This is a genomic window from Gilliamella sp. wkB108 (assembly GCF_001690195.1).
GTDB lineage: Bacteria > Pseudomonadota > Gammaproteobacteria > Enterobacterales > Orbaceae > Gilliamella > Gilliamella apicola_L.
The window spans coordinates 11,856-38,008 of sequence record NZ_LZGM01000078.1; the positions used below are offsets into that span (position 1 = coordinate 11,856).

The 26,153-nt window shown below is 33.9% G+C and carries 20 protein-coding genes; 14 read left to right on the top strand and 6 right to left on the bottom strand.

Annotated features, from left to right (window positions below):
- The first annotated feature begins 2 nt into the window (after positions 1 to 2).
- From bamA to A9G11_RS08010, 9 genes are all read left to right on the top strand, one after another.
- Positions 3 to 2,423 carry an outer membrane protein assembly factor BamA gene (gene bamA, locus A9G11_RS07970; RefSeq protein WP_065619089.1) on the top strand — a complete coding sequence of 807 codons (2,421 nt, stop codon included), beginning with the start codon at positions 3 to 5 and terminating at the stop codon, positions 2,421 to 2,423.
- A 41-nt stretch (positions 2,424 to 2,464) separates the two neighbouring features.
- Positions 2,465 to 2,953 carry an OmpH family outer membrane protein gene (locus A9G11_RS07975; protein ID WP_065619090.1) on the top strand — a complete coding sequence of 163 codons (489 nt, stop codon included), beginning with the start codon at positions 2,465 to 2,467 and terminating at the stop codon, positions 2,951 to 2,953.
- Positions 2,953 to 3,966 carry a UDP-3-O-(3-hydroxymyristoyl)glucosamine N-acyltransferase gene (gene lpxD, locus A9G11_RS07980; RefSeq protein WP_065619091.1) on the top strand — a complete coding sequence of 338 codons (1,014 nt, stop codon included), beginning with the start codon at positions 2,953 to 2,955 and terminating at the stop codon, positions 3,964 to 3,966. The genes A9G11_RS07975 and lpxD overlap by 1 nt, the downstream gene beginning before the upstream one ends.
- Positions 3,967 to 4,089: 123 nt before the next feature.
- Positions 4,090 to 5,391, top strand: a complete 1,302-nt coding sequence (tig, locus tag A9G11_RS07985; protein ID WP_065619092.1) for a trigger factor — start codon at positions 4,090 to 4,092, stop codon at positions 5,389 to 5,391.
- 95 nt (positions 5,392 to 5,486) lie between these two features.
- A complete protein-coding gene (clpP, locus tag A9G11_RS07990; protein WP_065619093.1) occupies positions 5,487 to 6,089 on the top strand; it encodes an ATP-dependent Clp endopeptidase proteolytic subunit ClpP in 603 nt (200 codons plus the stop codon).
- 21 nt (positions 6,090 to 6,110) lie between these two features.
- Positions 6,111 to 7,376: an ATP-dependent protease ATP-binding subunit ClpX gene (gene clpX / locus A9G11_RS07995; protein WP_218056099.1), complete on the top strand. Its 1,266-nt coding sequence runs from the start codon at positions 6,111 to 6,113 to the stop codon at positions 7,374 to 7,376.
- A gap of 194 nt (positions 7,377 to 7,570) precedes the next feature.
- Entirely contained in the window at positions 7,571 to 10,006 is a 2,436-nt protein-coding gene (lon, locus tag A9G11_RS08000) for an endopeptidase La (protein ID WP_081298480.1), read from the top strand.
- A 131-nt stretch (positions 10,007 to 10,137) separates the two neighbouring features.
- Complete coding sequence (locus A9G11_RS08005) at positions 10,138 to 12,000, top strand: SurA N-terminal domain-containing protein (RefSeq protein WP_065619095.1); 1,863 nt, start codon at positions 10,138 to 10,140, stop codon at positions 11,998 to 12,000.
- A gap of 152 nt (positions 12,001 to 12,152) precedes the next feature.
- Entirely contained in the window at positions 12,153 to 12,458 is a 306-nt protein-coding gene (locus tag A9G11_RS08010) for a ComEA family DNA-binding protein (protein ID WP_065619096.1), read from the top strand.
- A 42-nt stretch (positions 12,459 to 12,500) separates the two neighbouring features.
- Here A9G11_RS08010 and priA read toward each other — a convergent pair whose 3' ends face one another.
- Positions 12,501 to 14,669, bottom strand: coding sequence for a primosomal protein N' (gene priA, locus A9G11_RS08015; RefSeq protein WP_065619097.1), 2,169 nt, complete (start codon positions 14,667 to 14,669; stop codon positions 12,501 to 12,503).
- A gap of 228 nt (positions 14,670 to 14,897) precedes the next feature.
- Between priA and moaC the strand changes: the two genes are divergently transcribed.
- The 5 genes from moaC (at position 14,898) to A9G11_RS08040 (ending at position 18,848) form a co-directional block, all read left to right on the top strand.
- Entirely contained in the window at positions 14,898 to 15,380 is a 483-nt protein-coding gene (gene moaC, locus A9G11_RS08020) for a cyclic pyranopterin monophosphate synthase MoaC (RefSeq protein ID WP_065619098.1), read from the top strand.
- On the top strand, positions 15,381 to 15,626 hold the full coding sequence (gene moaD, locus A9G11_RS08025; protein ID WP_065619099.1) for a molybdopterin synthase sulfur carrier subunit: 246 nt from the start codon (positions 15,381 to 15,383) through the stop codon (positions 15,624 to 15,626).
- A gap of 4 nt (positions 15,627 to 15,630) precedes the next feature.
- Positions 15,631 to 16,074: a molybdopterin synthase catalytic subunit MoaE gene (gene moaE / locus A9G11_RS08030; protein ID WP_065619100.1), complete on the top strand. Its 444-nt coding sequence runs from the start codon at positions 15,631 to 15,633 to the stop codon at positions 16,072 to 16,074.
- 60 nt (positions 16,075 to 16,134) lie between these two features.
- Positions 16,135 to 16,833: a Bax inhibitor-1/YccA family protein gene (locus A9G11_RS08035; protein ID WP_065619101.1), complete on the top strand. Its 699-nt coding sequence runs from the start codon at positions 16,135 to 16,137 to the stop codon at positions 16,831 to 16,833.
- 182 nt (positions 16,834 to 17,015) lie between these two features.
- Positions 17,016 to 18,848, top strand: a complete 1,833-nt coding sequence (locus A9G11_RS08040; RefSeq protein ID WP_065619102.1) for a sulfatase-like hydrolase/transferase — start codon at positions 17,016 to 17,018, stop codon at positions 18,846 to 18,848.
- A 30-nt stretch (positions 18,849 to 18,878) separates the two neighbouring features.
- Here the strand turns inward: A9G11_RS08040 and sppA are convergent, their stop codons facing one another.
- The 5 genes from sppA to lptD all read right to left on the bottom strand — a co-directional run bounded on the left by sppA (position 18,879) and on the right by lptD (position 26,091).
- Complete coding sequence (sppA, locus tag A9G11_RS08045) at positions 18,879 to 20,702, bottom strand: signal peptide peptidase SppA (protein WP_065619103.1); 1,824 nt, start codon at positions 20,700 to 20,702, stop codon at positions 18,879 to 18,881.
- Positions 20,703 to 20,718: 16 nt separating this feature from the next.
- Positions 20,719 to 21,552 (bottom strand): bis(5'-nucleosyl)-tetraphosphatase (symmetrical) ApaH, encoded by an 834-nt coding sequence (gene apaH, locus A9G11_RS08050; RefSeq protein WP_065619104.1) that lies wholly within the window; start codon positions 21,550 to 21,552, stop codon positions 20,719 to 20,721.
- A 4-nt stretch (positions 21,553 to 21,556) separates the two neighbouring features.
- Entirely contained in the window at positions 21,557 to 22,357 is an 801-nt protein-coding gene (gene rsmA / locus A9G11_RS08055) for a 16S rRNA (adenine(1518)-N(6)/adenine(1519)-N(6))-dimethyltransferase RsmA (RefSeq protein ID WP_065619105.1), read from the bottom strand.
- On the bottom strand, positions 22,350 to 23,663 hold the full coding sequence (gene surA / locus A9G11_RS08060) for a peptidylprolyl isomerase SurA (protein WP_065619106.1): 1,314 nt from the start codon (positions 23,661 to 23,663) through the stop codon (positions 22,350 to 22,352). The genes rsmA and surA overlap by 8 nt, the downstream gene beginning before the upstream one ends.
- A 79-nt stretch (positions 23,664 to 23,742) precedes the next feature.
- Positions 23,743 to 26,091, bottom strand: a complete 2,349-nt coding sequence (lptD, locus tag A9G11_RS08065; RefSeq protein ID WP_065619107.1) for an LPS assembly protein LptD — start codon at positions 26,089 to 26,091, stop codon at positions 23,743 to 23,745.
- Positions 26,092 to 26,153 lie beyond the last annotated feature (62 nt).

The following is a 26,153-nucleotide window of genomic DNA, read 5'->3' on the forward strand; positions in this document are numbered from 1 at the left end:
CAATGAAAATAAATAAATTACTTATAGCATCTTTGTTGTTTAGCACCACAGCAGTATACAGTTCCAATGCATTTTGTGCAGATGAGTTTGTGGTCAAAGATATTAAATTCGAAGGCTTACAACGGGTAACGGTTGGTGCAGCATTGCTTGAAATGCCAGTTCAAGTTGGTGATTATGTTAATGAAGCTGATTTAGGACGTATTATCAAATCACTTTATTCAAGTGGAAATTTTGATGACATCAGCGTTTCTCGAGATGGTGATCGGTTAATTGTTCATGTAAAAGAACGCCCAACTATTGCTAGCATTACTTTTTCTGGAAATAAATCAGTAAAAGATGAAATGCTCAAAAAGAATCTAGATAGCACAGGGGTTCGTGAAGGTGAATCGTTAGATCATACAAAAATCTCTTCAATTGAGAAAGGGCTAGAGGATTTTTATTATAGTGTTGGTAAATATAATGCTCAAATAAAAGCTGTTGTAACGCCATTATCTCGTAACAGAGTTGATTTGAAATTAGTTATTGCCGAAGGAAAATCTGCATTGATTGATCAGATCAATATTGTCGGTGCAAAAGCTTTTTCATCAGAAGAACTTATTTCACGTTTTTCGTTACGTGATGAAGTTCCTTGGTGGAACATGCTTGGTGACCGTAAATATCAAAAACAAAAATTAGCGGCTGACTTAGATGAATTACAAAGCTTTTATCTTAATCGTGGCTATGCACGCTTCAATATTGAATCAACTCAAGTAAGTTTGACACCAGATAAAAAGGGAATTTACGTTACCATTAATATTCATGAAGGGGAACAGTACAAGCTATCTAATTTGGATTTTAAAGGTGATTTTGCCGGGCATAAAGATGCGGTTGCTAAAATAGCTAATGAACGAGTTAAACCCGGAGAACTTTATAATGGTAAAAAAATTACAGACATTGAAGATAATGTAAAACGATTATTGGCTAATTATGGCTATGCTTATCCTCAAGTGGTGATTCAACCAGAGATGGATGATACAGCACATACTGTAAAATTGACACTACTGGTTGATGTTGGTCAACGCTTCTATGTCCGTAATATTAAAATAGTTGGTAATACCATAACAAGTGAGAGCGTTGTACGTCGTGAATTACGTCAAATGGAAGGGGCTTGGTTAAGTAATGGTTTAGTTGAGTTAGGAAAAGAGCGTATAAATCGTTTAGGTTTCTTTGATAACGTTGAAGCTACTACTGAACGTGTTCCGGGGGTAGGCGATCAAGTTGATGTTATTTATAAGGTGACAGAACGTAATACAGGTAGTATCAAATTTGGTATTGGTATTGGTTCAGATAGTGGATTAAGTTTCAATGCGGGTATTTCCCAAGAAAACTGGTTAGGTACCGGAAACAGTGTTTCATTTGATGTTAATACCACAGACACAGATAAATCAGCTTCGATCTCAATTGTCGATCCTTATTTTACCGTAGATGGTGTAAGTTTAGGTGGTAGCGTCTATTACAATACATATAAAACCGATGATAGCGATGAGGAATCTGAATACTCTAGTAAAACTTGGGGGGCTACAGCTAACTTCGGTTTTCCAATTAGTGAAAATAATTTCCTTCGCTTTGGTACTGAATTTGCGAATCATAAATTATCAGATATGCATGCACAATATGGCATGTGGCGTTATTTTGATTCAATGGGTGAAAATACCAAGAATAAAAATTCTATTTCATTTAATACTAATGATTTGTTATTAAACGCCTATTGGACATACAACTCCTTGAATCGAGGATTTTTCCCTACAGATGGTCTAAAAGTTACAGCTAATGCCAAAGTAACGACCCCTTTCTTTGATAACAGGTTCTATAAATTTATTACTGATGCATCCTACTATTATCCAATTGATACCGAACAACATTGGATCTTTTTAACGCGTGGTCGTTTAGGGTACGGTAATGGTCTAGGTGGAAAAGAGTTACCATTTTATGAAAACTTTTATGCAGGTGGATCCACAGTGCTTCGTGGTTTTAAAGCAAATACTGTTGGTCCTAAAGCAGTATATTTAAATAAAACAGGTTGTTCTAGTTTAGATGATACTAACGGGTGTACTCGATCTAAAGATGCTGTTGGGGGTAACGCTTTAGCATTTGCTAGTGCAGAACTGATTGTTCCAACACCGTTTGCCAGCGAGAAATATGCCGATAGCCTTCGAACTTCGGTATTTTTTGATGCAGGTACCGTTTGGGATAGCGAATGGGATTTGAAAGGTAAAAATCTACCTGATTATAGTTCTCCATCTGACATTCGTATGTCAGCTGGTTTGGCTGTTCAATGGATGTCGCCACTAGGGCCGTTGGTATTTTCTTATGCACAACCGTTTAAGAAATATAATGGTGATTCGTCGCAACAATTCCAGTTTAATATAGGTTCAACATGGTAATTCCATGTTTTAAATAAATAAAATTAAATAAGGTGAATAAAGTGAAAAAAATTATATCGGTTTTTGGTATTGGAGTTGCTTTACTTTTTACAAGCTTAGCTCATGCAGAAGTTAAAATTGGTGTTATTGATGTTATGTCAGTATTGCAAAATATGCCACAAAGGGAAACTGTAGGTAAAGCCTTAGATAAAGAGTTTGACGCAAGAGCTAAGGCTTTACAAGATGAACAGAAAAAGGCTGAAGCCGCGTCTGCTCGATTAAAAAAGGATGGGCTTACATTATCTTCATCTGAAAAAGCAAAATTAAATAAAGTGATTTCTGATTTTGAAGCTAAAGCTAAATCATTCACTGAAGCCTATCGTAAACGTGAATCAGAAGAAGCAAGTAAATTATTACTTAAAATACAAGATGCAGTTAAAGATATCGTCGCTAAAGAGAAATACGACATTATTTTAAAAGCAGAAGCAACATTATCTGCATCTGATGCAGTAGATATTACAAGTAAAGTGCTTGAAAAGGTTAAAAATTAATGTTTGCTTTTCGGTTAGGACAATTAGCAGAGCAGCTTGATGCTAAGTTACATGGTGATGGAAACTTAACCATCACGGGTGTGGCATCAATGAAAAGTGCAGTATTTGGACAAATTACTTTTTTGTCTGATAAAAAATTACATAATCAATTATCTGAGTGTAAAGCTTCTGCAGTGGTAATGACAGAAGAAAGTCTTAAATATTGGGAAGGTTCAGCGCTCATTGTTAAAAATCCTTATCTTGCTTATGCAAAATTAGCCCAATGTCTTGATACTACCCCTGTACCAGCCAAAGATATAGCTGCATCAGCAGTAATTGATCTAACTGCTCAAATAGGGAAAAATGTTGCTATAGGTGCCAATGCTGTTATAGAAAGTGGCGTAGTCTTAGCTGATAATTGTATAATTGGTGCAGGTTGTTTTATAGGGAAAAATACCGTAATTGGAGCAAGTAGTAAATTATGGGCAAATGTAACTATTTATCATAATTGTGTGATTGGAGAACATTGCCTAATACAATCAGGGACAGTTATTGGAGCAGATGGATTTGGTTATGCTAATGATAAAGGTCAATGGGTGAAAATTCCTCAACTCGGGCGAGTTATTATAGGCAATAATGTTGAGATCGGTGCTTCAACGACAATCGACCGTGGAGCTTTAGATGATACAGTTATTGGTAATGGAGTTATCATCGATAATCAATGCCAAATTGCTCATAATGATATTATTGGTGATCATACAGCCGTTGCTGGTGGAGTTATTATGGCCGGGAGTTTAACCATTGGTCGCCATTGTTTAATAGGTGGCGCAAGCGTTATCAATGGACATATGGAAATTTGTGACCAAGTTACAGTAACTGGCATGGGGATGGTTATGCGTCCAATTACTGAACCAGGTGTTTATTCATCGGGTATTCCATTACAAGAAAATAAGGTATGGCGTAAAACTGCTTCATTAGTTTTGCATATTGATGCAATGAATAAACGCTTAAAAGCACTCGAGAAGAAAATTTGAAATGTCTCGACGTGAGTCACAACGGTCGGTATAATGCCTGACTATTTTATAATTTTTTTAGCTCAATTATAGTTTTTAATATAATAATGAGCAGATAATATTCAATAATTCCGAGGTATAAAGATGCAAGTTTCGGTAGAAACAACACAAGGTTTAGGTCGACGTTTATCAATTACTATTAAAGCTGATGATATTACAAAAGCTGTTGATAAAGAGCTAATTAATACGGCAAAAAAAGTACGTATTGATGGTTTCCGTAAAGGGAAAGTACCCTTAAAAATTGTTGAGCAACGTTATGGTGCTTCTATTTTACAAGATGCATTAAGTGATTTAATGCAACGAAACTTTGTTGATGCAATTATTCAAGAAAAATTGAATCCTGCAGGTGCGCCAACTTATACTCCGACAGAATATAAAAATGGTGAAGATTATACTTATACGGTTGAATTTGAAGTATATCCAAAAGTAGAAATAAAAGATTTGGATAAAATCGAAGTTGAAAAACCTGTTGCTGAAGTGAATGATGCAGATATTGAAACTATGATAGAAACATTGCGTAAACAACAAGGAACATGGAAAGAAGTTGATCTTGCCGCTAAAGAACAAAATCGGGTTACATTAGATTTTGTTGGACAAGTTGATGGTGCAGAATTTGAAGGTGGTAAAGCTAATGACTTTGCATTGGTGCTAGGGCAAGGTCGTATGATCCCAGGTTTTGAAGAAGTTATTGTTGGACATAAAGCAGGTGATCAATTTGATATTAATGTTACCTTCCCAGAGAATTATCACGCTGAGAATTTAAAAGGTAAACCAGCTGTATTTGCTGCAACACTTAAAAAAGTCGAAGAACTTGAACTTCCAGAACTAACAGAAGAAGTTGTTAAACGTTTTGGAATTGCGGATGGATCTGTTGAAAGCTTACGAGCAGAAGTTCGTAAGAATATGTCACGGGAACTTAATGCAACAATTCGTAATAAAATCAAAACGCAAGCAATTGATGGTTTAGTGAAAAATAATGAAATTGATGTTCCAAATGCATTAATTGAACGGGAAATTGAAGTATTACGTCAGCAAGCCGTCTCTCGCTTTGGTGGCAACGTGAAACAAGCAATGGATCTCCCTAAAGAGTTGTTTGAAGCTGAAGCTAAACGACGCGTTGCTGTAGGATTATTATTTAGTGAAATAATTGAGAGTAATAAACTGAAAGCTGATGACGAACGTGTTAAATCTTTAATTGATGAAATTGCAACTGCTTATGAAGATCCTAAAGAAGTGGTAGAGTTTTATAATAAAGATAAGAAAGCGATGGAAAATATTCGATCTGTGGCATTAGAAGATCAAGTAGTCGATTTATTATTAGCTAGTGCTAAAGTTACAGATAAACATTATTCGTTTTCTGAGTTAATGAATCAGCAAGTAGCCTAGTTCTATAAACTGCTTTTATTTAATTTTAAAAAGATCATTATGAAGCCCAAATAAGGATTGTCTGTTTGGGCTATTTTGTTTAATAGGAGATAAAAATGTCCTTGGAACCATATATGAGTGTCATTCCAATGGTTGTTGAGCAAAGTTCTCGAGGTGAAAGAGCTTATGATATATACTCACGATTATTAAAAGAGCGAATTATCTTTTTAACAGGTCAAGTTGAAGATAATATGGCGAATCTGGTTATTGCTCAAATGCTATTTTTAGAAGCGGAAAATCCTGAAAAAGATATCTATTTATATATAAATTCCCCCGGAGGAGTGGTTACTGCTGGTATGGCTATTTATGACACTATGCAGTTTATTCAACCTGACGTTAGTACTATTTGTTTAGGGCAAGCTTGCTCAATGGGATCTTTACTTTTAACTGCTGGCACTAAGGGTAAACGTTATTGTTTACCTAATGCCAGTGTGATGATTCATCAACCTCTTGGTGGATTTCAGGGTCAAGCTTCCGATATTCAAATTCATGCACAAGAGATGTTACACGTTAAAACTAGGTTAAATAGAATCTTAGCATATCACACAGGACAAGATATAAGTGTGATAGAAAAAGATACTGATCGTGATAACTTTATGTCAGCCGAAAAAGCAGTTGAATATGGATTAGTTGATGCTATATATAATAAACGATCTTAATTGAACAGGTAGGTGTTAAAAGTGGATAAAGAAAGTTCTGAAAAATTACTCTATTGTACTTTTTGTGGTAAAAGTCAGCATGAAGTACGTAAACTAATTGCTGGACCATCATCTATTTATATTTGTAATGAATGTATTGGGTTATGTAATGATATCTTAAAAGAAGAGACAAAAAACTTTCTTTCACATGAAGAGTTCATTAGTAAACCATTACCAACACCACATGAAATTCGAGAGCATCTTGATGAATATGTGATTGGTCAAGATCGTGCAAAAAAAGTTTTGTCTGTTGCAGTTTACAATCATTATAAGCGTTTACGTAATTATACTAATCGCAACGATGTTGAATTAGGTAAAAGTAATATTTTGTTAATTGGTCCAACTGGTAGCGGTAAAACATTACTAGCTGAAACATTAGCGCGATTTTTGGATGTGCCTTTTGCTATGGCTGATGCAACTACGCTGACTGAAGCTGGTTATGTTGGTGAAGATGTCGAAAATATTATTCAAAAGTTATTACAAAATTGTGATTATGATGTTGAGAAAGCTCAACGAGGTATCATCTATGTAGATGAGATCGATAAAATTTCTCGAAAATCAGATAATCCATCGATTACTCGAGATGTTTCAGGGGAAGGAGTACAACAAGCTTTATTAAAAATTATTGAAGGCACAATTGCTTCTGTACCGCCTAAAGGGGGACGCAAACATCCTCAACAAGAGTTTTTGCAAGTTGATACTTCTAAAATTCTTTTTATCTGTGGTGGTGCTTTTAGTGGTTTAGATAAAGTTATTGAAAACCGTGTTTCTACTAATACTGGAATTGGTTTTGGTGCAAAAGTAAAAAGCAACAAACAAAAAGCAACAGAATCTGAATTATTAGCACAAATAGAGCCGGAAGATTTAGTTAAGTTTGGTTTAATCCCTGAATTCATTGGTCGATTACCTGTTATAGGAACACTATCTGAATTAGACAAGGCGGCTTTAATTAGTATTTTAACTCAACCTAAAAACGCATTAACTAAACAATTCCAAGCACTCATTGATTTAGATGGCGCGGAACTTGAGTTTTCTAAAGAAGCGTTAGAGGCTATTGCTGTTAAAGCGATGCAACGTAAAACAGGTGCTCGAGGATTGCGTTCGATTGTTGAAAACATTTTATTAGATACCATGTATGATTTACCTTCCAATAAAAATGTTAAAAAAGTCATTGTCGATCAAAAAACTGTGGAAAAATCACAAGCACCAAAATTAGTTTATAATGATGCAACTGAACTATCTGCCTAAATCAAATATACTTGTAGCCATGAAATAATGGCATACAAGTATAAGTTACTTTTTAAGAATTAAGTTAGAATTTGAAAAGTTAGGTCAAGATATTTTAGGAGTACCAAACGCTCGGATCAAAAAAGAATAGGCTTGAATATCTAAAAACGATCCCAATATTTAATCAAAGGGTTTGTACTAATAGAGAGAAAAAAATGAAAACAAAACAAACAAAACAAATGATTATGCCTATTTTACCATTACGCGATGTAGTTGTATTCCCTCATATGGTAATTCCTCTCTTTGTCGGCCGAAATAAATCAATACGTTGCCTTGAAAGTGCAATGGAAATGGATAAGCAAGTTTTTCTTGTAACGCAAAAAAATCCATCTCAAGATGAGCCGGATGTAGACGATTTGTATGAAGTGGGAACAATTGCAAATATTTTACAATTACTGCAACTACCGGATGGTACGGTTAAAGTTCTGGTAGAAGGTGTTGAACGCGCTAAGATTGTGGATATTGTAGAACGTAAAGAAGATGATTTTTTAATTGCCAATATTACTTCACTCACTACTAAAAAGAAAACAGATGATTTAAATGAAGCTTTAGTAAGAGTTGTTTTATCCAATTTTGATGAGTATGCAAAACTGAATAAAAAAGTTACTCAGGAAGTTGTTGACTCTATTCGGTTAATAAAAGAACCATCTCAGTTAGCCGATTCGATCGCTGCTACTTTATTTTTAAAGGTAGATCAAAAGCAAGAAATATTAGTGACAGCAGATATTGAAAAACGTTTTGAATTACTTATTTCAATGATGGAAGCGGAAATCGATCTGTTACAAGTTGAAAAAAATATTCGCCAACGTGTTAAACAACAAATGGAAAAAGCACAAAAAGAGTATTATCTCAACGAACAGATTAAAGCGATTCATAAAGAGTTAGGTGATATCGATAATAAGCCTGATGAATATGAAGAGTTAAAAACTAAAATTACTAAAGCTAAAATGCCACAAGAGGCAACTGATAAGGTATTGGCGGAATTAAATAAATTAAAAATGATGCCAGCGATGTCTGCTGAGGCAACTGTCGTACGTGGATATATTGATTGGATGTTACAAGTTCCATGGCATAAACGTAGTAAAGTTAAAAAAGATATTGAGAGTGCTCAAAAGGTACTAGATAAAGATCATTATGGACTTGAAAGAGTAAAAGATCGTATTTTAGAATATTTAGCCGTACAAGGACGAGTTAACAAAGTTAAAGGACCTATTTTATGTCTGGTTGGACCTCCTGGTGTCGGTAAAACTTCATTAGGACAATCTATTGCTAAAGCAACAGGAAGACACTATGTTCGAATGGCGTTAGGTGGCGTGCGTGATGAAGCAGAAATTCGTGGTCACAGACGTACTTACATTGGTTCTATGCCAGGTAAATTAATTCAACGCATGGTAAAAGTAGGTGTTAAAAATCCATTATTTTTATTAGATGAAATTGATAAGATGGCATCTGATATGCGTGGTGATCCGGCATCGGCTTTATTAGAAGTGCTGGATCCTGAACAAAATAATGCATTTAGTGATCATTATCTTGAAGTAGATTATGATTTATCCGATGTTATGTTTGTAGCAACTGCAAATTCAATGAATATTCCAGCACCATTATTAGATAGAATGGAAGTTATTCGTCTCTCTGGATATACAGAAGATGAGAAATTAAATATTGCTAAACAGCATCTTATTACTAAACAAATTGAAAATAATGGTTTAAAAGCTAAAGAAATCTCTATTGATGATTCTGCAATTATCGGGATTATCCGTTACTATACACGTGAAGCAGGTGTACGAAGTTTAGAGCGAGAAATTGCTAAAATCTGCCGAAAAGTGGTTAAACAGTTATCTTTGAATAACAAATTAAAAAAAGTTAGTGTTACCCAAGATAATTTAAAAGAGTATCTAGGAGTACAACGTTTTGATTATGGTAAAACGGATAATGAAAATAGAGTTGGTCAAGTTATTGGTCTTGCCTGGACTGAAGTTGGTGGCGATTTATTGACTATTGAATCGGTAAGTGTACCAGGTAAAGGTAAATTAACCTATACGGGGTCTTTAGGTGATGTTATGCAAGAGTCAATTCAAACAGCATTAACCGTTGTTCGATCTCGCGCCGATAAATTAGGCATTAATCCAGATTTTTATGAAAAACGTGATATCCATGTACATGTACCAGACGGTGCAACACCAAAAGATGGTCCTAGTGCTGGTATCGCTATGTGTACTTCACTTATATCGACATTGACAGGTAATCCTGTTCGCTCAGATGTTGCAATGACAGGTGAGATAACTTTACGTGGCGAGGTTTTACCTATCGGAGGTTTAAAAGAAAAATTATTAGCGGCTCACCGAGGAGGTATTAAAACTGTACTTATACCAATGGATAACGTTAAAGATCTAGAAGAAATCCCTGATAATGTAAAAACAGAACTTGATATTCATCCTGTAAAATGGATCGATGAAGTGATAACACTTGCTTTACAAAATAATCCTTTTGGTATGGAAATAGTTAATAACCAAAAGCATATAAAGCCGGCGAGTAAAAGAGCTATTAAAAAAGTAAAAAGTACTGTTGAAGTTACTAATCGGTTAAATTAAATTTTAGTCACTATTAAAGATCAACTTAAAGTTGATCTTTTTTTGCTGTTTAACATTCAGGTAATAGCCAATTTAGCTAAATATGCTATACTTGCAAAACTAAATATTAGGTTTATGGAGAATAGCAAGAAATGATGGAGACAATCCGAAAGGCAGCAAATCATATTGTCGTTAAGATTATTTTTGCAATAATAATTCTATGTTTTATATTTACCGGAATTGGCTTTTTAGGTTTTGGTGGCGGTAGTAATAAAAATGATGAAGTAAATTACGTCGCAAAAGTCGATGGTGAAGGAATCAGTAGAAAACAATTTGAAGCTCAAGCAAATAATATAGTGGCTAATTCTTACGGTGATGCTTCTTTCATTAAACAATTGCGCCGTCAAGTTTTAACGGGTCAAATTGATAATTTTTTATCTTACAAGTTCTCGCAAAGTCTTAAAGCCATAGTGAGCGATGAACAAGTAAAAGATGCTATTCGAGCAGATAAAGTCTTCTTTGAAAACGGTCAATTTAGTAATAAAAAATATACAGATTTATTAGCGGCAAATAATCTCAACTCTGATATTTATGCTGACGCGTTAAGATCATCATTACAGCAGAAACAGGTTATTAATGCACTAATTAAAACCGATTTTGTTTTACCTGTTGATTCTGAGCGAACATTACTTGTTGATCAAACAAGAAAGGCTTATATAAGCTCTGTAACTCCTTCAATTGTTAATTTAGATGATATTAATATTTCTACTGAAGATGAACAAAAATATTATGATGAGCACCAAAGTGAGTTCTTTAGAAAGGAGAGAGTAAAATTTGATTACATTATTAATTCTAAAGATAATATAGCCAAAACAATTACAGTTAGTGATGATGAAGTTCAGCAGGAATATGATAAAAACAAGAGCATCTATACCTTCCCAGCTAAAAATGCATACAGTGTTATTTTTGTAACAAATAAAGAAAAAGCAGATGATATAAGTAAAGACCTATCTTCAGGTGAAAACTTCGATAATATTGTCAAAACAGTCAATCAAGATAATGAAATATCACCTTATGGTAAAAATGGTTCCTTAGGTTGGTTTGCAGTAGATGATACCTTACCACAGGCTTTTAAAGATGCTGATTTGAAAAAAATAGGTCAGATTTCTAAACCAATTGCAGTAGAGGGTGGTTATTTAATTATTAAATTGGATGATACGCAAAAAGCTAAGTCTATGGATTTTGACTATATCAAATATCAGATAACAGAAAAGCTATACAAACAGAGATTACAACATGCTTTTGAAGTAGTAGAGGATAAAATTAAGGTTAATTTGAATAATCCTTCCTTATCTTTAGAGGAAGTTGCTAAAAAATCAGATCTTGAACTATATCATTCTGCTTGGAGTTATTATCGAGATTCAGGAACTATTTTACGTTATCCTGAGGTAAGTGATTTGGTATTCAGTAATGAAATGGTTGTAGATGGTAAAGCAACAGGAAAAATTTCTGACATAATACCTGTCGGTAATGATAGCGATATGTATGATTTTGTTATTCAAGTGGTAGATTATCGTCCGGATGGTATAGCACCTTTTGAAGAAGTCAAAGATGAAATTAATAAGAAACTCCATTATGAGATTGCGAGTGATCGTTTTAAATCTACAGTTGATGAAATTTTGAAAGAACTTAATACATCAGGAGAATCTAATCAGCTTCACTTTGCCATACAATATAAGTTAAATCGAAATTCAAAAGAATTTGAAAAACCGATTATTGATACAGTTTTTGATTTAATACCTTCAGCAAATCGAAAAGATGTTTACGGTGTAACCTATGTGAATGATGATAAAGAAGCTTATGTAATAGCGTTAAATGATGTAGTTACACCAGATAAAGTACGAGATATTTCATCAGAATTAACACCTACATTTATTGATACTACCCATTATTATCTAATTATGGATATTCGTTCTAAAGCTAAAATTGAAATCATGCCAAATTCCAATTTGTGATATAGTTCGAAAAATAATGAAATAAAGAGTAATAAAGAGAAGTCACTTAGGTGACTTTTCTTATTTTTGTGGCAAGAGAATTTTTTTCATTTGATTTAGTGAGATAGTGATAAAGCAAATTTAATTGCATAACTATTTCGGAGATTAATCAAATGAAAGTATTTTCACTATTGTGTTTTTTATTATCAATTATGACTTTTTCTAACCTCAGTTTAGCTGAAACAAAGCCCACAGAATCAACCCCAAAAGAGCAAAAGCAAGTTGAACAAGTCAATATTAATACGGCTTCGGTCGAGGAGTTAACTAAAGCATTAAATGGGATTGGTGCGAGTAAAGCTCAGAAAATTGTTGAATATCGTGAAAAATTTGGACCATTTGTTTCTATAGAACAGCTTAAAGAAGTTTCTGGTATCGGACAAGCTACGTTAGATAAAAATGCCGGGAAAATCACTTTATAATAAGATTATCCACTGATTAATTTCAGTGGAAATTGTATAAAGCTAGTTATCTATTGGATCCACATCAATACTCCATCGTACTTTTGATATTTCGTTCCATTTTTGCATAGCAATAAGGAGTTGATCTAATATTTGTTGCAGTACTTGTCTGTTACTATGTTGCAACAAAAGTTGCCAACGATTATAACCCGCTTTTTTAGGTTGATTTGCTGGCATCGGTCCAAGTTGCCATAATGTAGGTGTAACATTGGCTTTAAGCCAATCATGGATATATTGTAAAAACTTTGGTGCATATTGATTATTGCGATCGGCTACACGAATTAGAGTTTGGTAGCTAAAAGGTGGTAATTGTGTTTGTTGTCTTTCTTGTAGGGTGATTTTAGCAAAGGCTTGGTAACCTTGTGTCAGTAATACATTAAGTAGTGGATGATTGGGATGATAGGTTTGTAAAATAACTTCCCCCGCCTTGGCTTCACGTCCAGCACGTCCTGATACTTGGGTATAAATTTGTGCAAAATGCTCAGTTGCTCGAAAGTCACTGGAAAACAAAGCTCCATCAACATCAATAATGCCAACTAAAGTAATATCAGGGAAATGATGACCTTTTGCCAAAATTTGTGTCCCAACTAAAATATGGGCGCCACCTTCTTGGATTTTTTGCAAATAGTTGTCCAAAGCTCCTTTTTTACTGACTGTATCACGATCAATACGACTGATCTGGATATGAGGAAATAAAATTTCAAGTTGCTTTTCGAGTTGTTCTGTTCCAAAACCAATAGGCATTAAATGTGTTGAGCCACATTTAGGGCATTGTGTCGGTACTTCTCTAGGCGTATCACAATGGTGACAACTTAGCTTATGTTGTTTTTGGTGATAAGTATAGGGACGATCACAGCGAGGACATTCTGCTATCCAGCCACAATCATGGCAAATTAACAAAGGTGAGAATCCTCGTCGATTCAAAAATAACATAACCTGATTGTTGTTTGATAAGTGTTGCTTCATTTGTTCAATAAGTGGTTGCGATAAACCCGCAGTAAGGACTAATCCTCGGAGATCTAAAATTGATTGCTTAGCTAACGTGGCATTGCCAGCTCTTTCATTAAGCTGTAATAGTTGGTATTTATGATTCTGCGCATTATTGAGAGTTTCTAGTGAAGGCGTTGCCGATCCTAATAAAATTGGAATGTTGTCAATTTTTGCTCGAATAATGGCTAAGTCACGCGCATGATAACGCCAACCTTCTTGCTGTTTATAAGAGCTATCATGTTCTTCATCAATAATTATCATCCCTAAATTTTTAAATGGGGTAAATAGTGAAGAACGGGTGCCAACTATGATGGCATTTTCACCATTTTTACTTCTTAACCAAACACTTAATCTTTCTTTTACTGTTAATCCTGAATGTAGTATATCAATCGGAGCATTAAAACGCTGTTTAAAACGGTTGATTGTTTGTGGTGTAAGGCTAATTTCTGGGACTAGCACTAAAGCTTGTTTACCTTTAGATAGTACATCAGCAAGGACATTCAAATAAACTTCGGTTTTACCAGAGCCTGTCACACCTTCTAATAAAAATACACAAAAGTGATTGTTTTGTTGATTAATGGTTGTGATTGCTTGAGTTTGTTCATTATTTAATTTGATTGAACTTGAATTTGTTGAAAAGTCTTGAAGCCATTCAATCATGGGGGGTAGCTCTTTAACTTGTTCAATCAGCTGTTTTTTTTGTAATTGATGATAAATTGATTTATTAAAATCTGTTTTCTGTACAGTATTATTTCTAAATGAGGATAACAGTAATAACTGTTTTGGAAAACGAGATAATGATTTTAGCTCAATTTGTTGCCCCAATTGCGTTAATTGCCAACGCTTGCTTTCATCTTTAACAGCTTGCCTACCTTGACGTAATAATACCGGCATTGCATGAAATAATACTTCACCTATTGGGTAATGATAATAATTTGCCGCCCAGTTTAATAGTTGCCAAATCGAAGGAGTAAAAAGAGGTGTTTCATCAATAACACTGGTGATTGTTTTCAAATTTTCAATACTAAAATCAGTCTGCTCATCAATATTGACAATAATACCTATTGCATCACGTGTACCAAAAGGAACTTTAACCCGCATACCAATTTCAGCAGGTGCAACTAATAGATAATCATAAAGTTGATAAAGTGGTACAGGTAAGGCTACATGTGCAATAAGCATTTAAAATCACATTAAAAATAAATGGAGGGTTTATTGTACGCAGTTTTTATGTAACTCGCAAAAGCTAACATGGTTAATTGTTTATTTTCTAGCAGGATATAGATAACAATATAAAAAAATAATCATTTTTATAGTTATAATCTATTTTATACAAAGGTAGTATCAATTTTTAAATTTTGATATCTTGTAAAAGCAAATTAAATAAAAGCGTAATAGAGGTAACGGTTGATGTCACAATCATTTTCACATATTAATTCACATGGTGATGCTCACATGGTTGATGTTTCAAATAAACCAATAACAATGCGAGAAGCCAGAGCTGAGTCTTTCGTGCTAATGAATACTGAGACAATTAATATGATAATTGAAGGTAAACATTATAAAGGTGATGTTTTTGCAACGGCAAGAATTGCGGGTATTCAAGCAGCCAAAAAAACCTGGGAACTCATTCCTCTTTGTCATCCTTTGTTACTAAGCAAAATTGAAGTGAATATTGACGCTGATTTAGTTAATCAAAGGGTTAGAATTGAATCTATTTGCCGATTAAACGGTCAGACAGGGGTTGAAATGGAAGCGATGGTTGCTTCATCAGTTGCAGCTTTAACTATTTATGATATGTGTAAGGCTGTTCAAAAAGATATGGTTATTACACAAGTTAGATTATTAAACAAAACCGGCGGTAAATCTGGTGATTTTAGGGCTAATAATTAAATGAATAAGATTATTTTTTTTGCTCAAATTAGAGAACTCATTGGCGTTGAAAGCATCATGTTCGATGCAAAGACGTTATCCGTATCTCATCTCTTAGACCAACTAAGTCAACGAGGGGATAAATGGTTATTAGCATTAAAAGAAGCAACTGTGCTATGTGCTGTTAATCAAGTATTAGTTGATAGTCAATATATTATACAAATTGGTGATGAAATAGCTTTTTTCCCACCGGTAACGGGAGGTTAATTATATGGATATTATTCAAGTTAATGAACAGCAAATCGAATTAGATAAATTAATAGATTGGTTATCATCATCACCACAAGATGGTGCAGTTGTCACTTTTATAGGTAAAGTACGTGCTATTGAACAAGCACCAATTAGTCTTTTTTTAGAACATTATACAGGAATGACTGAAAAAGTATTAACTAACATCATCTTACAAGCTCGAACACGTTGGCAACTAAATCGAGTGGCGGTTATCCATAGAGTTGGTCAAATAGAGACTAATGAAAAAATTGTTTTTGTCGGTGTGAGTAGCGCCCATCGTAGCGATTCTTTTGCGGCCACTGAATTTATAATGGATTTATTAAAATGTGAAGCACCTTTTTGGAAAAAAGAGAAAACAGCCGAAGGAGAAAATTGGGTTGAAGCAAAAAAAACTGATAAAGAAGCCTTGAAAAAATGGTTTTAATCAATATTTAGGTTATAATAGATACAAATTTATATCATTTATTTTTACAAGAGGTAATAAATGGCAAATTATTCGCTTAATGGTTCAATTATTGAACAATCCGGTAGTCGAGTACAAACATACATGAGCCATGTGTATGGTTGGATGACAGTTGGTTTATTATTAACAGCATTGGTTGCATGGTATGCTTCAACAAGTATCGAACTTTTAACTATTTTGTATAAAGGTATGTGGATATTGTTGATTGCTGAGCTTGGATTAGTTTTTGTTATTTCAGGCATGATTAACCGTTTATCCGGTGCAGCTGCTACCACCTTATTTATGTTATATTCGGTTTTAAATGGTTGTACTTTCTCTATTTACTTTATAGTTTATACTTACTCTTCAATAGCGAGCGTATTTTTTATTACTGCCGGTATGTTTGCTGCTCTTGCTTTTTATGGCTATACCACAAAACGTGATTTATCCAGTTTAGGACGTTTTTTATTTATGGGGTTAGTTGGCATTATCATCGCTTCACTTGTTAATTTATTTATGCAAAGTGAGCCATTAATGTGGGCGGTTACTTATATTGGTGTTTTTGTTTTTGCTGGTTTAACTGCTTATGATACACAAAAACTTAAAGCGTTAGGTGAACAATTACCACAAGATGATCAAAATGTCTTTAGGCGTTTTGTAATTTTAGGTGCATTAACACTCTATCTTGATTTCATCAATTTATTCATAATGTTATTAAGAATTTTTGCAGATCGTCGATAATTTGACTATTATACAATATGATAAGAAGGACTCTATAATGAGTCCTTTTTGTTAAATTTTTGTTAGTAATTTATTTGTATAATGCTATTTTGTTAAAAAGTTTCAGGTTAACCCTATGTTTTAGTATAAAATAGGTGTTTTACTGAATATAGAACCAAAAGCTAGTTTATTAGTGAATTACTATGAAAAAATTATATTGCTTTGTTTTAATTAATATCCTCATTTCGTCTATTATCGCCTTGCGCTACTTTTTAGTTCCAGGTTCATCATTTTCTTGGTTAGGTAGTACTTTTTCATTATTTGCTGTTTTAGGGCATTTCTTCTCATTATACTTACTCTTATTCCTTATTTGTATTCCTGTGCTTTGGTTGAATAAATATATTAGTAATTTTATTTTGGCAATACTATTTAGCTTTCTACAAATTGGATTGTATGTCGATACGATAGTTTTTCAGCAGTATCGTTTTCATATTAATCAATCTGTATTATCTATGGTAATGTCTGGACAGGTCGTTGATTTTGCCCTGATAACCTATATTTTAATATTTATGCTAATGGCTGTGGTTTTTACTATTGAATATTTTATTCTTTATCTGCTTGATAAAAAAATAGCAAAACAGCAAATAGCACACCATAAAAAAGGTCGCGTTATATTATTGGCGACTCTATTTCTTTTTTCTTCATTTTTGCTAAGTCATTTAGTGCATATGATTGCATTTTATTATGCATATTCTCCAATTATGGTTGTTAAAGAGTATATTCCCCTCTATCGTCCTTTTACCTCAAAAGAGATAATGGGTTTTTTTGATAAACAGGGAAGACACAAGGTCATTTATGATAAAGAAAATGAACATGCTAGTGTTAATTATCCTAGAAATAAACTGGTGATTAACCCGGATAATAAAAAACCTCTAAACATTATGTTTATCGTTTTAGATTCATGGCGCTATGATACCTTTAATGAAGAAATTTCACCAAATACTTATCATTTTACTAAACAAAATGATGGTGTGATTTTTAATAACCATTATTCCACAGGGAATGCAACTCGTACCGGTATTTTTGGTTTGTTTTATGGGCTTCCTGGTACATACTGGGATGCATTTTTACGTAATAGTATTCCTTCTCTATTTGTTACAACCTTACAAAAAGAAAATTTTAATATTGGCATATTTACTTCAGCTAAGGTTTCTTCTCCTGAATTCGATCGTACGGTATTTGCTACGATTAAAAATTTAAGAATTAGTAGTAAAGATGGTTCAGCATCAAGTCGGGATAAACAGATCACTGAAGATTGGTTACAATGGTATCAAAAACGTGATACAACAAAGCCAACATTTTCATTTTTGTTTTACGATGCACCTCATGCTTATGATTTTCCAAATGACTTTGAAGTTAAATTTAAACCGATGGAAGATATTAATTATATGACACTTAATAATAATTCCGATCCTGTGCCGATTTTTAATCGTTATAAAGAAAGTGTCTATTATGATGATTATCTTTTACAAAAGATTTATGATGAACTCGCGACATCAGGTGCATTAGACAATACACTAATAGTGATTACAGGTGATCATTCACAAGAGATGAATGATAATAAATTAGGTTTTTGGGGACACAATGGCAACTACACTGATGCCCAAACTAAGGTACCGTTTATTATAATCGGTGCAAAAAAACTAGGTGATATAGAAAGTAACGCGAATCAACTGACAAGCCATGAAGATGTTGTGCCTTCATTAATGAAGCATCTACTCTATGTGAATAATGATATCAGGGATTATGCTACAGGGTATGATCTATTTAAACCGATTACTGACCGCAATTGGCTATTAATGTCTAATTACAGTTCTTATGCAGTTAAGACGCCGGAAAATATCTATCTGGTAAATCGTTTAGGTATTAGTCACTATATGGATTCACATTATCATGAAGTAAATCAAACTCCCAATTATCAATATATTCAGGCGGCGATGAATAATATGCGTTACTTTTATCAATCTTCTAAATAGTGATTTGACCGCCACAAAGTGGCGGACGTTTTAACGGACATCAGCGCAGTTTAAGCAGTAAATATATCGATTTTGAATATCATGAAATTTATCCCATAAAGATACTTGCTGTTGTAACTGTTTTACTTCTGGTAATTGTTCAAAGAGAATGCTAGCTGTTGATTTAGGTAGTGCTGCTACTATATCTGAAGTAAGTACATTAAACCATTTTGTTTCTGGTTTTTGCCAATCAATTTTATAATCAGTTAGGTGCGCTAATGTTGCAGCCATTTCGACTGCATCATCAAAGTCTCCTAATTTATCTACTAATCCATTTTTGTTAGCTTCTATACCTAACCACACCTGACCTTGAGCAATTTTATCAACTTGCTCAGATGACATATGACGAGCTTGTGCAACTAGTGAGATAAATGTGTTATAACCATTTTCAATATTGATTTGAATCAATTGGCTCATTTCATCAGGTAAATCTTCGGCTAGATTACTTTTAGATAATGGTGAAGTTGTAACACCATCACTATAGACGCCTATATGGGAAAGTGATTTTTCAAATGTTGGAATAATACCAAAAATGCCAATTGAACCAGTAATAGTGGTTGGACTGGCAAAAATAAAATCCGAAGCAGTAGATACCCAATAACCACCAGAAGCAGCCATGCCTCCCATAGAGACAACTACAGGGATCTGATTATCCCGGATTGCTTCAAGCTCTTCGCGAATAGCTTCAGAAGCCTCAACACTGCCTCCAGGGCTATTAACACGCAATACCACAGCACCAATATTTAAATTACTACGTATTTTTCTTAGCTGATTAACAATATCTAGGCTTCCAGCTACATTACTGCTACTTTCACCGCTTGTAATAGTACCATTGACAAATACAACAGCAATGATAGGTTTATCACTTTTTTCATCATCTGATTCATCCTTTTGCTGTTTTTTTAGTTGATAGTCGTAAATACTGACTTCATTTGTATGGGACATTTCAAGTTCAAATTCATAACTGGAGGCAATAACATCAACTAAACCATTTGATAGTGCATACTGACTCATACTGCCGTTAGCTGCTTTTAATTGTGATAACATTTCTGCTGGAGTTGCAACTAATTGTGCAGCAGGGCGCTTTCTTTGGCTAGAAATATCATTAAGATAACTATTCCACATCAGCGTTAACCAGCGAGTTGTATTACTTTTGGCTTCTTCAGACATATTATCACGTAAAAAAGGCTCTACCGCGGACTTGTAGGTACCAACACGGAACACATGAGTATTAACTTTTAAGTTTTTAAGTAACGTATTGTAGTATAAGTTGCTAGCAGATAGGCCAAATACATTGACAGCTCCTTGTGGTTTCAAATAGATTTCATCGGCATAGCTAGCTAAATAATATTGACTTTGATTAAAATTTGAGCCAATTGCGTAAATAGGTTTTTTAGCATTACTAAATTTAGTTAAATATTTACCGATGTATTGTAGCGAACTCATGTCAGCCCCCACAAAGTTATCTAATTTAAGGATAATACTTTTAATATTAGGATCTTTTGTGGCTTGTGCTATTTTTTGTGTTAATACAAATAAACTATTCTCGCGTGCAATATTTACACTTTTGCCATATATCTTATTTTGTAATGCGTAAATATTATCGCTATACAGAGAGTTATCCACTATTACACCTTCAATATCTAATACTAGCGCACCTTTTTGTGGGACAATTTCTTGTTTTTGAGCCTCTTTGACTAAAGAAATGGCACTAAATATAAGGATAATGATGATTAAAAAGATGAGATTAAGAAAGATTTCTCTAATTAAGTTGATAATTTTCCAAATGGTTTTAAAGAATGATAAAACAAACATAATATACAACCCCTGTTTATAACAGCTTATCTATTTTTTTGGCTTCAATATTTCTTTTTTTAAAATATTTTTTATCTTCAAAACGTAAGCAGGTTAATTTTCCTCCCCAACAACATCCGGTATCAAGTGCATAGATATTTTCGGGAGTTCCTTTACCATTTAAAGCAGCCCAATGACCAAAAGCGATACTGTATTGAGTTGGAATTTTATTCGGCAATAAAAACCAAGGTTTTAGTTTGTTTGGAGCTTGCTCTGGTGATTTTTTATAATAGAAATCAAGTCGACCATCATCATAGCAAAAACGCATACGAGTTAATGCATTAGCAATATAGCGAAGTCGATCGAATCCTTGCAACTTGGGTGACCATTCATCAGGAAAATTACCGTACATTTTATCAAGGAAAAGAGGATAGGAATCACTAGATAAAACCACATTCAGATCGTGAGCACAATTTTTTAGTGTTTCAAGATCCCATTGTGGTGAAATACCTGCATGAGTCATAATAAGTTTCAGTTCTTCATCTAACTGAATCAATGGTTGTTTACGCAACCAATTGATTAATTCATCTAAATCAGGCGCATTCAATACATCTTCAAGATTATCTTTTTTTTTGGCTGGAGTAACCTTAGCATGAATTGATAATAAATGAAGATCATGATTACCTAACACTAAACGAATTTGTTCACTATTTTTTTGGACAAATCGTAACACCTCAAGTGAATTAGGCCCTCTAGCGACTAGGTCGCCAGTCAACCATAAAATGTCAGATGATGAAAATTTTGCTTTTTCAAGTAATCGCATAAATTCATCATAACAGCCATGAATATCACCAATAAGTAGATTTGCCATACCTTTATTTCCAAGCGTTTGCAAGTAAGCAGTATTGTTGTACTGTCAAATTTTCAGCACGTAAATTAGGATCAATGTTTAATTCATTCAATTGCTCGATTGTGAACATATTGCTCAAACTGTTACGAATGGTTTTACGTCGTTGATTAAATGCTTCTGTTGTTAATCGAGAAAGTACTTTAATATCATTTACATGATAAGGTTTATTTTTTTTATAAGGAATTAACTTAACCACCGCAGAATCAACTTTAGGGGCCGGTTTGAAAGATGTCGGTGGCACTTCTAGTACTGGAATAATCTGACAATAATATTGAGCCATGACACTTAGTCTACCATAATCTTTACTATTCGGCGCTGCAACTAAACGCGTCACTACCTCTTTTTGTAACATAAAGTGCATGTCAGTAATAATATTTGCATACTGGAATAGATGAAACATCAATGGGGTTGATATATTATAAGGTAAATTACCAAATACCCTTAAAGGTTTACCAAGTTGGTCAGCGAGTTGATTGAAATCAAACGTTAGAGCATCTTGCTCAATAACGGTAAGTTTATTATTTAATATCGGATTTTCAATAAGTCTATTGGCTAAATCACGATCGATTTCTATCACAGTTAGATGCTCTACATGTTTACTGACAGGTATAGTTAATGCAGCAAGCCCAGGTCCAATTTCGACCAAAGCTTGTTCACTTTTGGGTTGTATCGCTGCAATTATACTTTCAATAATGAAATCATCATGTAAGAAATTCTGTCCAAAGCGTTTACGAGCAAAATGTCCTTGGTGTACACGATTATTCATTAGTTTCTTCACCTACGATTTTAATATATGCATCACCTTTAAGTTCTTGTATCCAAACTTGTACTTCTTCGCTAAATTTGCGATTAAAAATCATTCGATAAGCTTGCTCTTTTTTAGCCATATCAGTACGATCAGCTGTTCGGGTATCTAGAAGTTGAATTAAATGCCAGCCAAAAGAGGATTTAATTGGCTGACTAATCTCATCTTTTTTAAGCTGAAGTAATGCGTTTTTAAATGCAGGATCGTAACGATCTGGAGGATTCCAACCAAGATCTCCGCCGTTACTTGCTGAGCCAGGATCTTCAGAATAGGTTTTAGCTGCAGATTCGAAAGTTGTTGTGCCACTGGTAATTGATTTGCGAATATCAGTCAATTTTTGTTTTGCTTTTTGATCGGTTACTAATACATTAGTCTTGATTAAAATATGTCGAGCTTTGACTTCTTGAACCGTGATAGTTTTTGGTGCTTCTGAGCGACTATCGTCTACTTTTAAAATATGAAAACCGACACCTGAACGAATTGGACCAACAATACTACCTTTCGGGGCTCGAATTAGACGTTCTTCAAAAATTGTTGGTAGTTCAGTTAATTTATGCCATCCCATGTTGCCACCTTTTAAGGCAAGATCATCATTTGAATAGGATGTGGCTAACTTAGCAAAGTTTTCACCTTTTTGCGCTCGGTTAACAATGTCCCGAGCTTTATTAGCGGCTGTATCAATTTGTTGTTTTGATGCTTTTTCTGGTACCGAGATTAGAATATGACTAATTTTGACATCAATATTATTGGTTGGTTGCTTTGCAATGTTTTTGGCTAAATTTTCAACTTCTTTATCTGAGATATTAATGCGATGTTTTATTTCATTCATTTGAGTTTGTTCTAGTAACATATCATTGTGAATACGTTCACGATAAGCACTATACCCAATCCCCATTGTTGATAATTTCGATCTTAATTCGTCAATGGTCATACCATTTTCTTGGGCAATTCTCCCGATAGCATCAGTAACTTCATCATCGCTAATAGTGATTTTATTTTTAGTCGCTTTTTGAAGAATTAAATTTTCAGTAATTAAACGATCAATAATTTGTTTTCGAAGTACCTGATCATTAGGTAAATTCTGAGGATCGGTACTGGCTTTGATTGTTTTAAGCATATCATTAACATCACTTTCCAAAATGACGTTGTTATTAACAATAGCTGCGACACTCTCTATTACCTTGGGAGCGGCATTCACCGAAAATGGCATAGCAAGCCCTAAACTGATACTTAAGTTTAATGCGATAATTAGTTTTAGTAGTTTCATATTTATTCAACTCATCTTGTTGCTACAGTATTTACTGTAATAAATTAATTAGTTAGTTATATTTTTTATGTAACTAGTTTTATTCAAATATTGTTGTGTAATGTAATTTGCCAAAATCTAACATTTTAGCTTTGGTATCACGAGTTCGACCTAAGCCTTGTAATTCAAAATTAACTGAGAGTTTATTTTCATATTTGCTTTCGTGAGTTTTATTATCCCAATCTGTTAATTTTCGACCATACTGTACTGTCATTCCCCAACAACAATCACTATAATGTAACCCAACAAAACCATCAGCTATTTGGTTTGATTTAACATCATAATAATAAGAACCTACAGCGCTAACGGTTTGAGATAAAGGCCATGCAGTCATAATGCCTGCTTGGGAAATATCTTTTTTATATGGATTATTGTTGTCCTCAGTTTTAATAGTATCAATATAATTGTGATTTGCATAACGATAAGATAGTTGTATTAATTTCTCACTAGAAGGTCGATATTCAAATGTGGTATTTGCAAGAGAAATTGTATCGATTCGTGTGTCATACTGAACACCGCTTCGAAAAATAAAATCATCCGTCACTCGCCAAAAACCGTCTGTTGCCCAAGTAAGGCTACCGGTATCAGAATTTTTATCCAGTTCTGAATTATGTTCACTGGTTTTTGATTTGGTAAAATAGGTAATTTGCCCAATAGAGAAATTAAATTTTTCAACTTTGTTACTATCATAAAAACGGGTAGTTACCCCTGTAGAGACCTTGTTGGTTGAAGCAATACGATCTAAACCACTATAAGGTTGATCCCTAAATAATCCAATATAATCGGATTGTAGTAAAGTTGAATCATAGTTTTCAGTGTTTGATTGATTGCGATAAGGAATATAGATATATTTAACCCGAGGCTCTAAGGTTTGTGTATAACCTTCAATAAAAGTGGTATCTCGTTCAAAAATGACTTTGCCATCGACACTGAACTTAGGTATAAAGCGATTAACACTTTTATCAAGTTCTTTATTTTTTTTGATGTTATCTTGCTTATAATGTGTTGCCATCAAACCAGCTTCAGTAGCTAATTTAGCCCAAGAGTTGCTTAATGTATAGTTTAATGTTGGTTCAATATGCGAACGCCATGCATTAGGTTTGTTGTTTCCGGCATTAATAAAATGTGAGATTTGACCGAAAGTAGTAAATTTAAATGGACCTAAATCATAATTATAATAGTGTACATCTAACTGGGGCTGTGTTTGATAAAGATCGTCTTTCCCAGAAGAATAGAAGGTTTGAAAGTGCCGATACCCTAATGTGATGTCCCAATTGTCATTATTATAACCTATTTTATAGTGTTGAGTTAGATAACCCGCTGTTTGTGATGCATACTTCGAACTTAAATCGGTTAAATATTGATTATCACTCACGCGCGTGGTATCAACATAAAAGCGCCAATTATAGTTAATTAACTCGTCATTTTTCCAATAAAATAACCAACGATGCTGATTATCGTCATAATTATTGCCATTTAATTGTCTACGCCTATCCTCTCTATATTTACTGTCATGTTGTAACCAGTCAAAAGCTAATGTCCCTAAGCCAATTTGATTTAAATAACGAAATTCAGTTTGTAATTGTAAGCCACGATGTTGTAACTCTCTTGGGGTAAATGTTGCATCATAGTTGGGTGCTATGTTCCAATAAATGGGTAACGAAAAATCAACACCATCAATACTGTCATAACTGATGTTAGGCATTAATAAACCTGAACGTCGTTTATCACCGGTTGGCAATTGTAAATAAGGTGAATATAAAACGGGTACTTTCCCTATACGGAAAACAGCATTCCATACTTCAAGTAATTGTTCTTTGTTGTCATGGATAACCGTTGTTCCTTTAATATTCCAAGTACTATCATTGATAGGGCAAGAGGTAAAACTACCATTTTTTAAAATCAGGAAGCGATTTTCTTCAAGTTTTACTTCATCAGCGTTACCCCGCCCAAGTCTATTAACCAGATGATACTCACTTGGCTTCATATTAGTGTCATTAGTATTAAGATTCATGGAGGCATCATTACCTTTCATCTTAATCAAATTATCCTGATAAACAACATCACCGTTAAGTGTAACGATGCGATTATTTTTGTCTTGTGAATCAATAGTGACTTTATTGGCTTGAATGGTACGGTTACCTTGTTCTATTGATACAGCGCCTTGATAAATAGCTGTATTAGGGTAAATAGCTTCAAATTGGTTAGCTTCAGCGTTGACCGGTAATGTATTGATATCACCTTCGACTAAAGGACGATCAAATCGAGGAACATCAATAAGGCATTGTGGATTATCGCTAATGGCATTAGGTAGGTTTATCGCATATGTACTATTATACAAAGACAGTGAAACCGCTATTGCAATAAATGAGGGCGCTAATTTTTTCATCAATGTTCAAAAGTAATAATGATTATTTTAATTAAAACATTATAGCGATTATTTACAAAAGT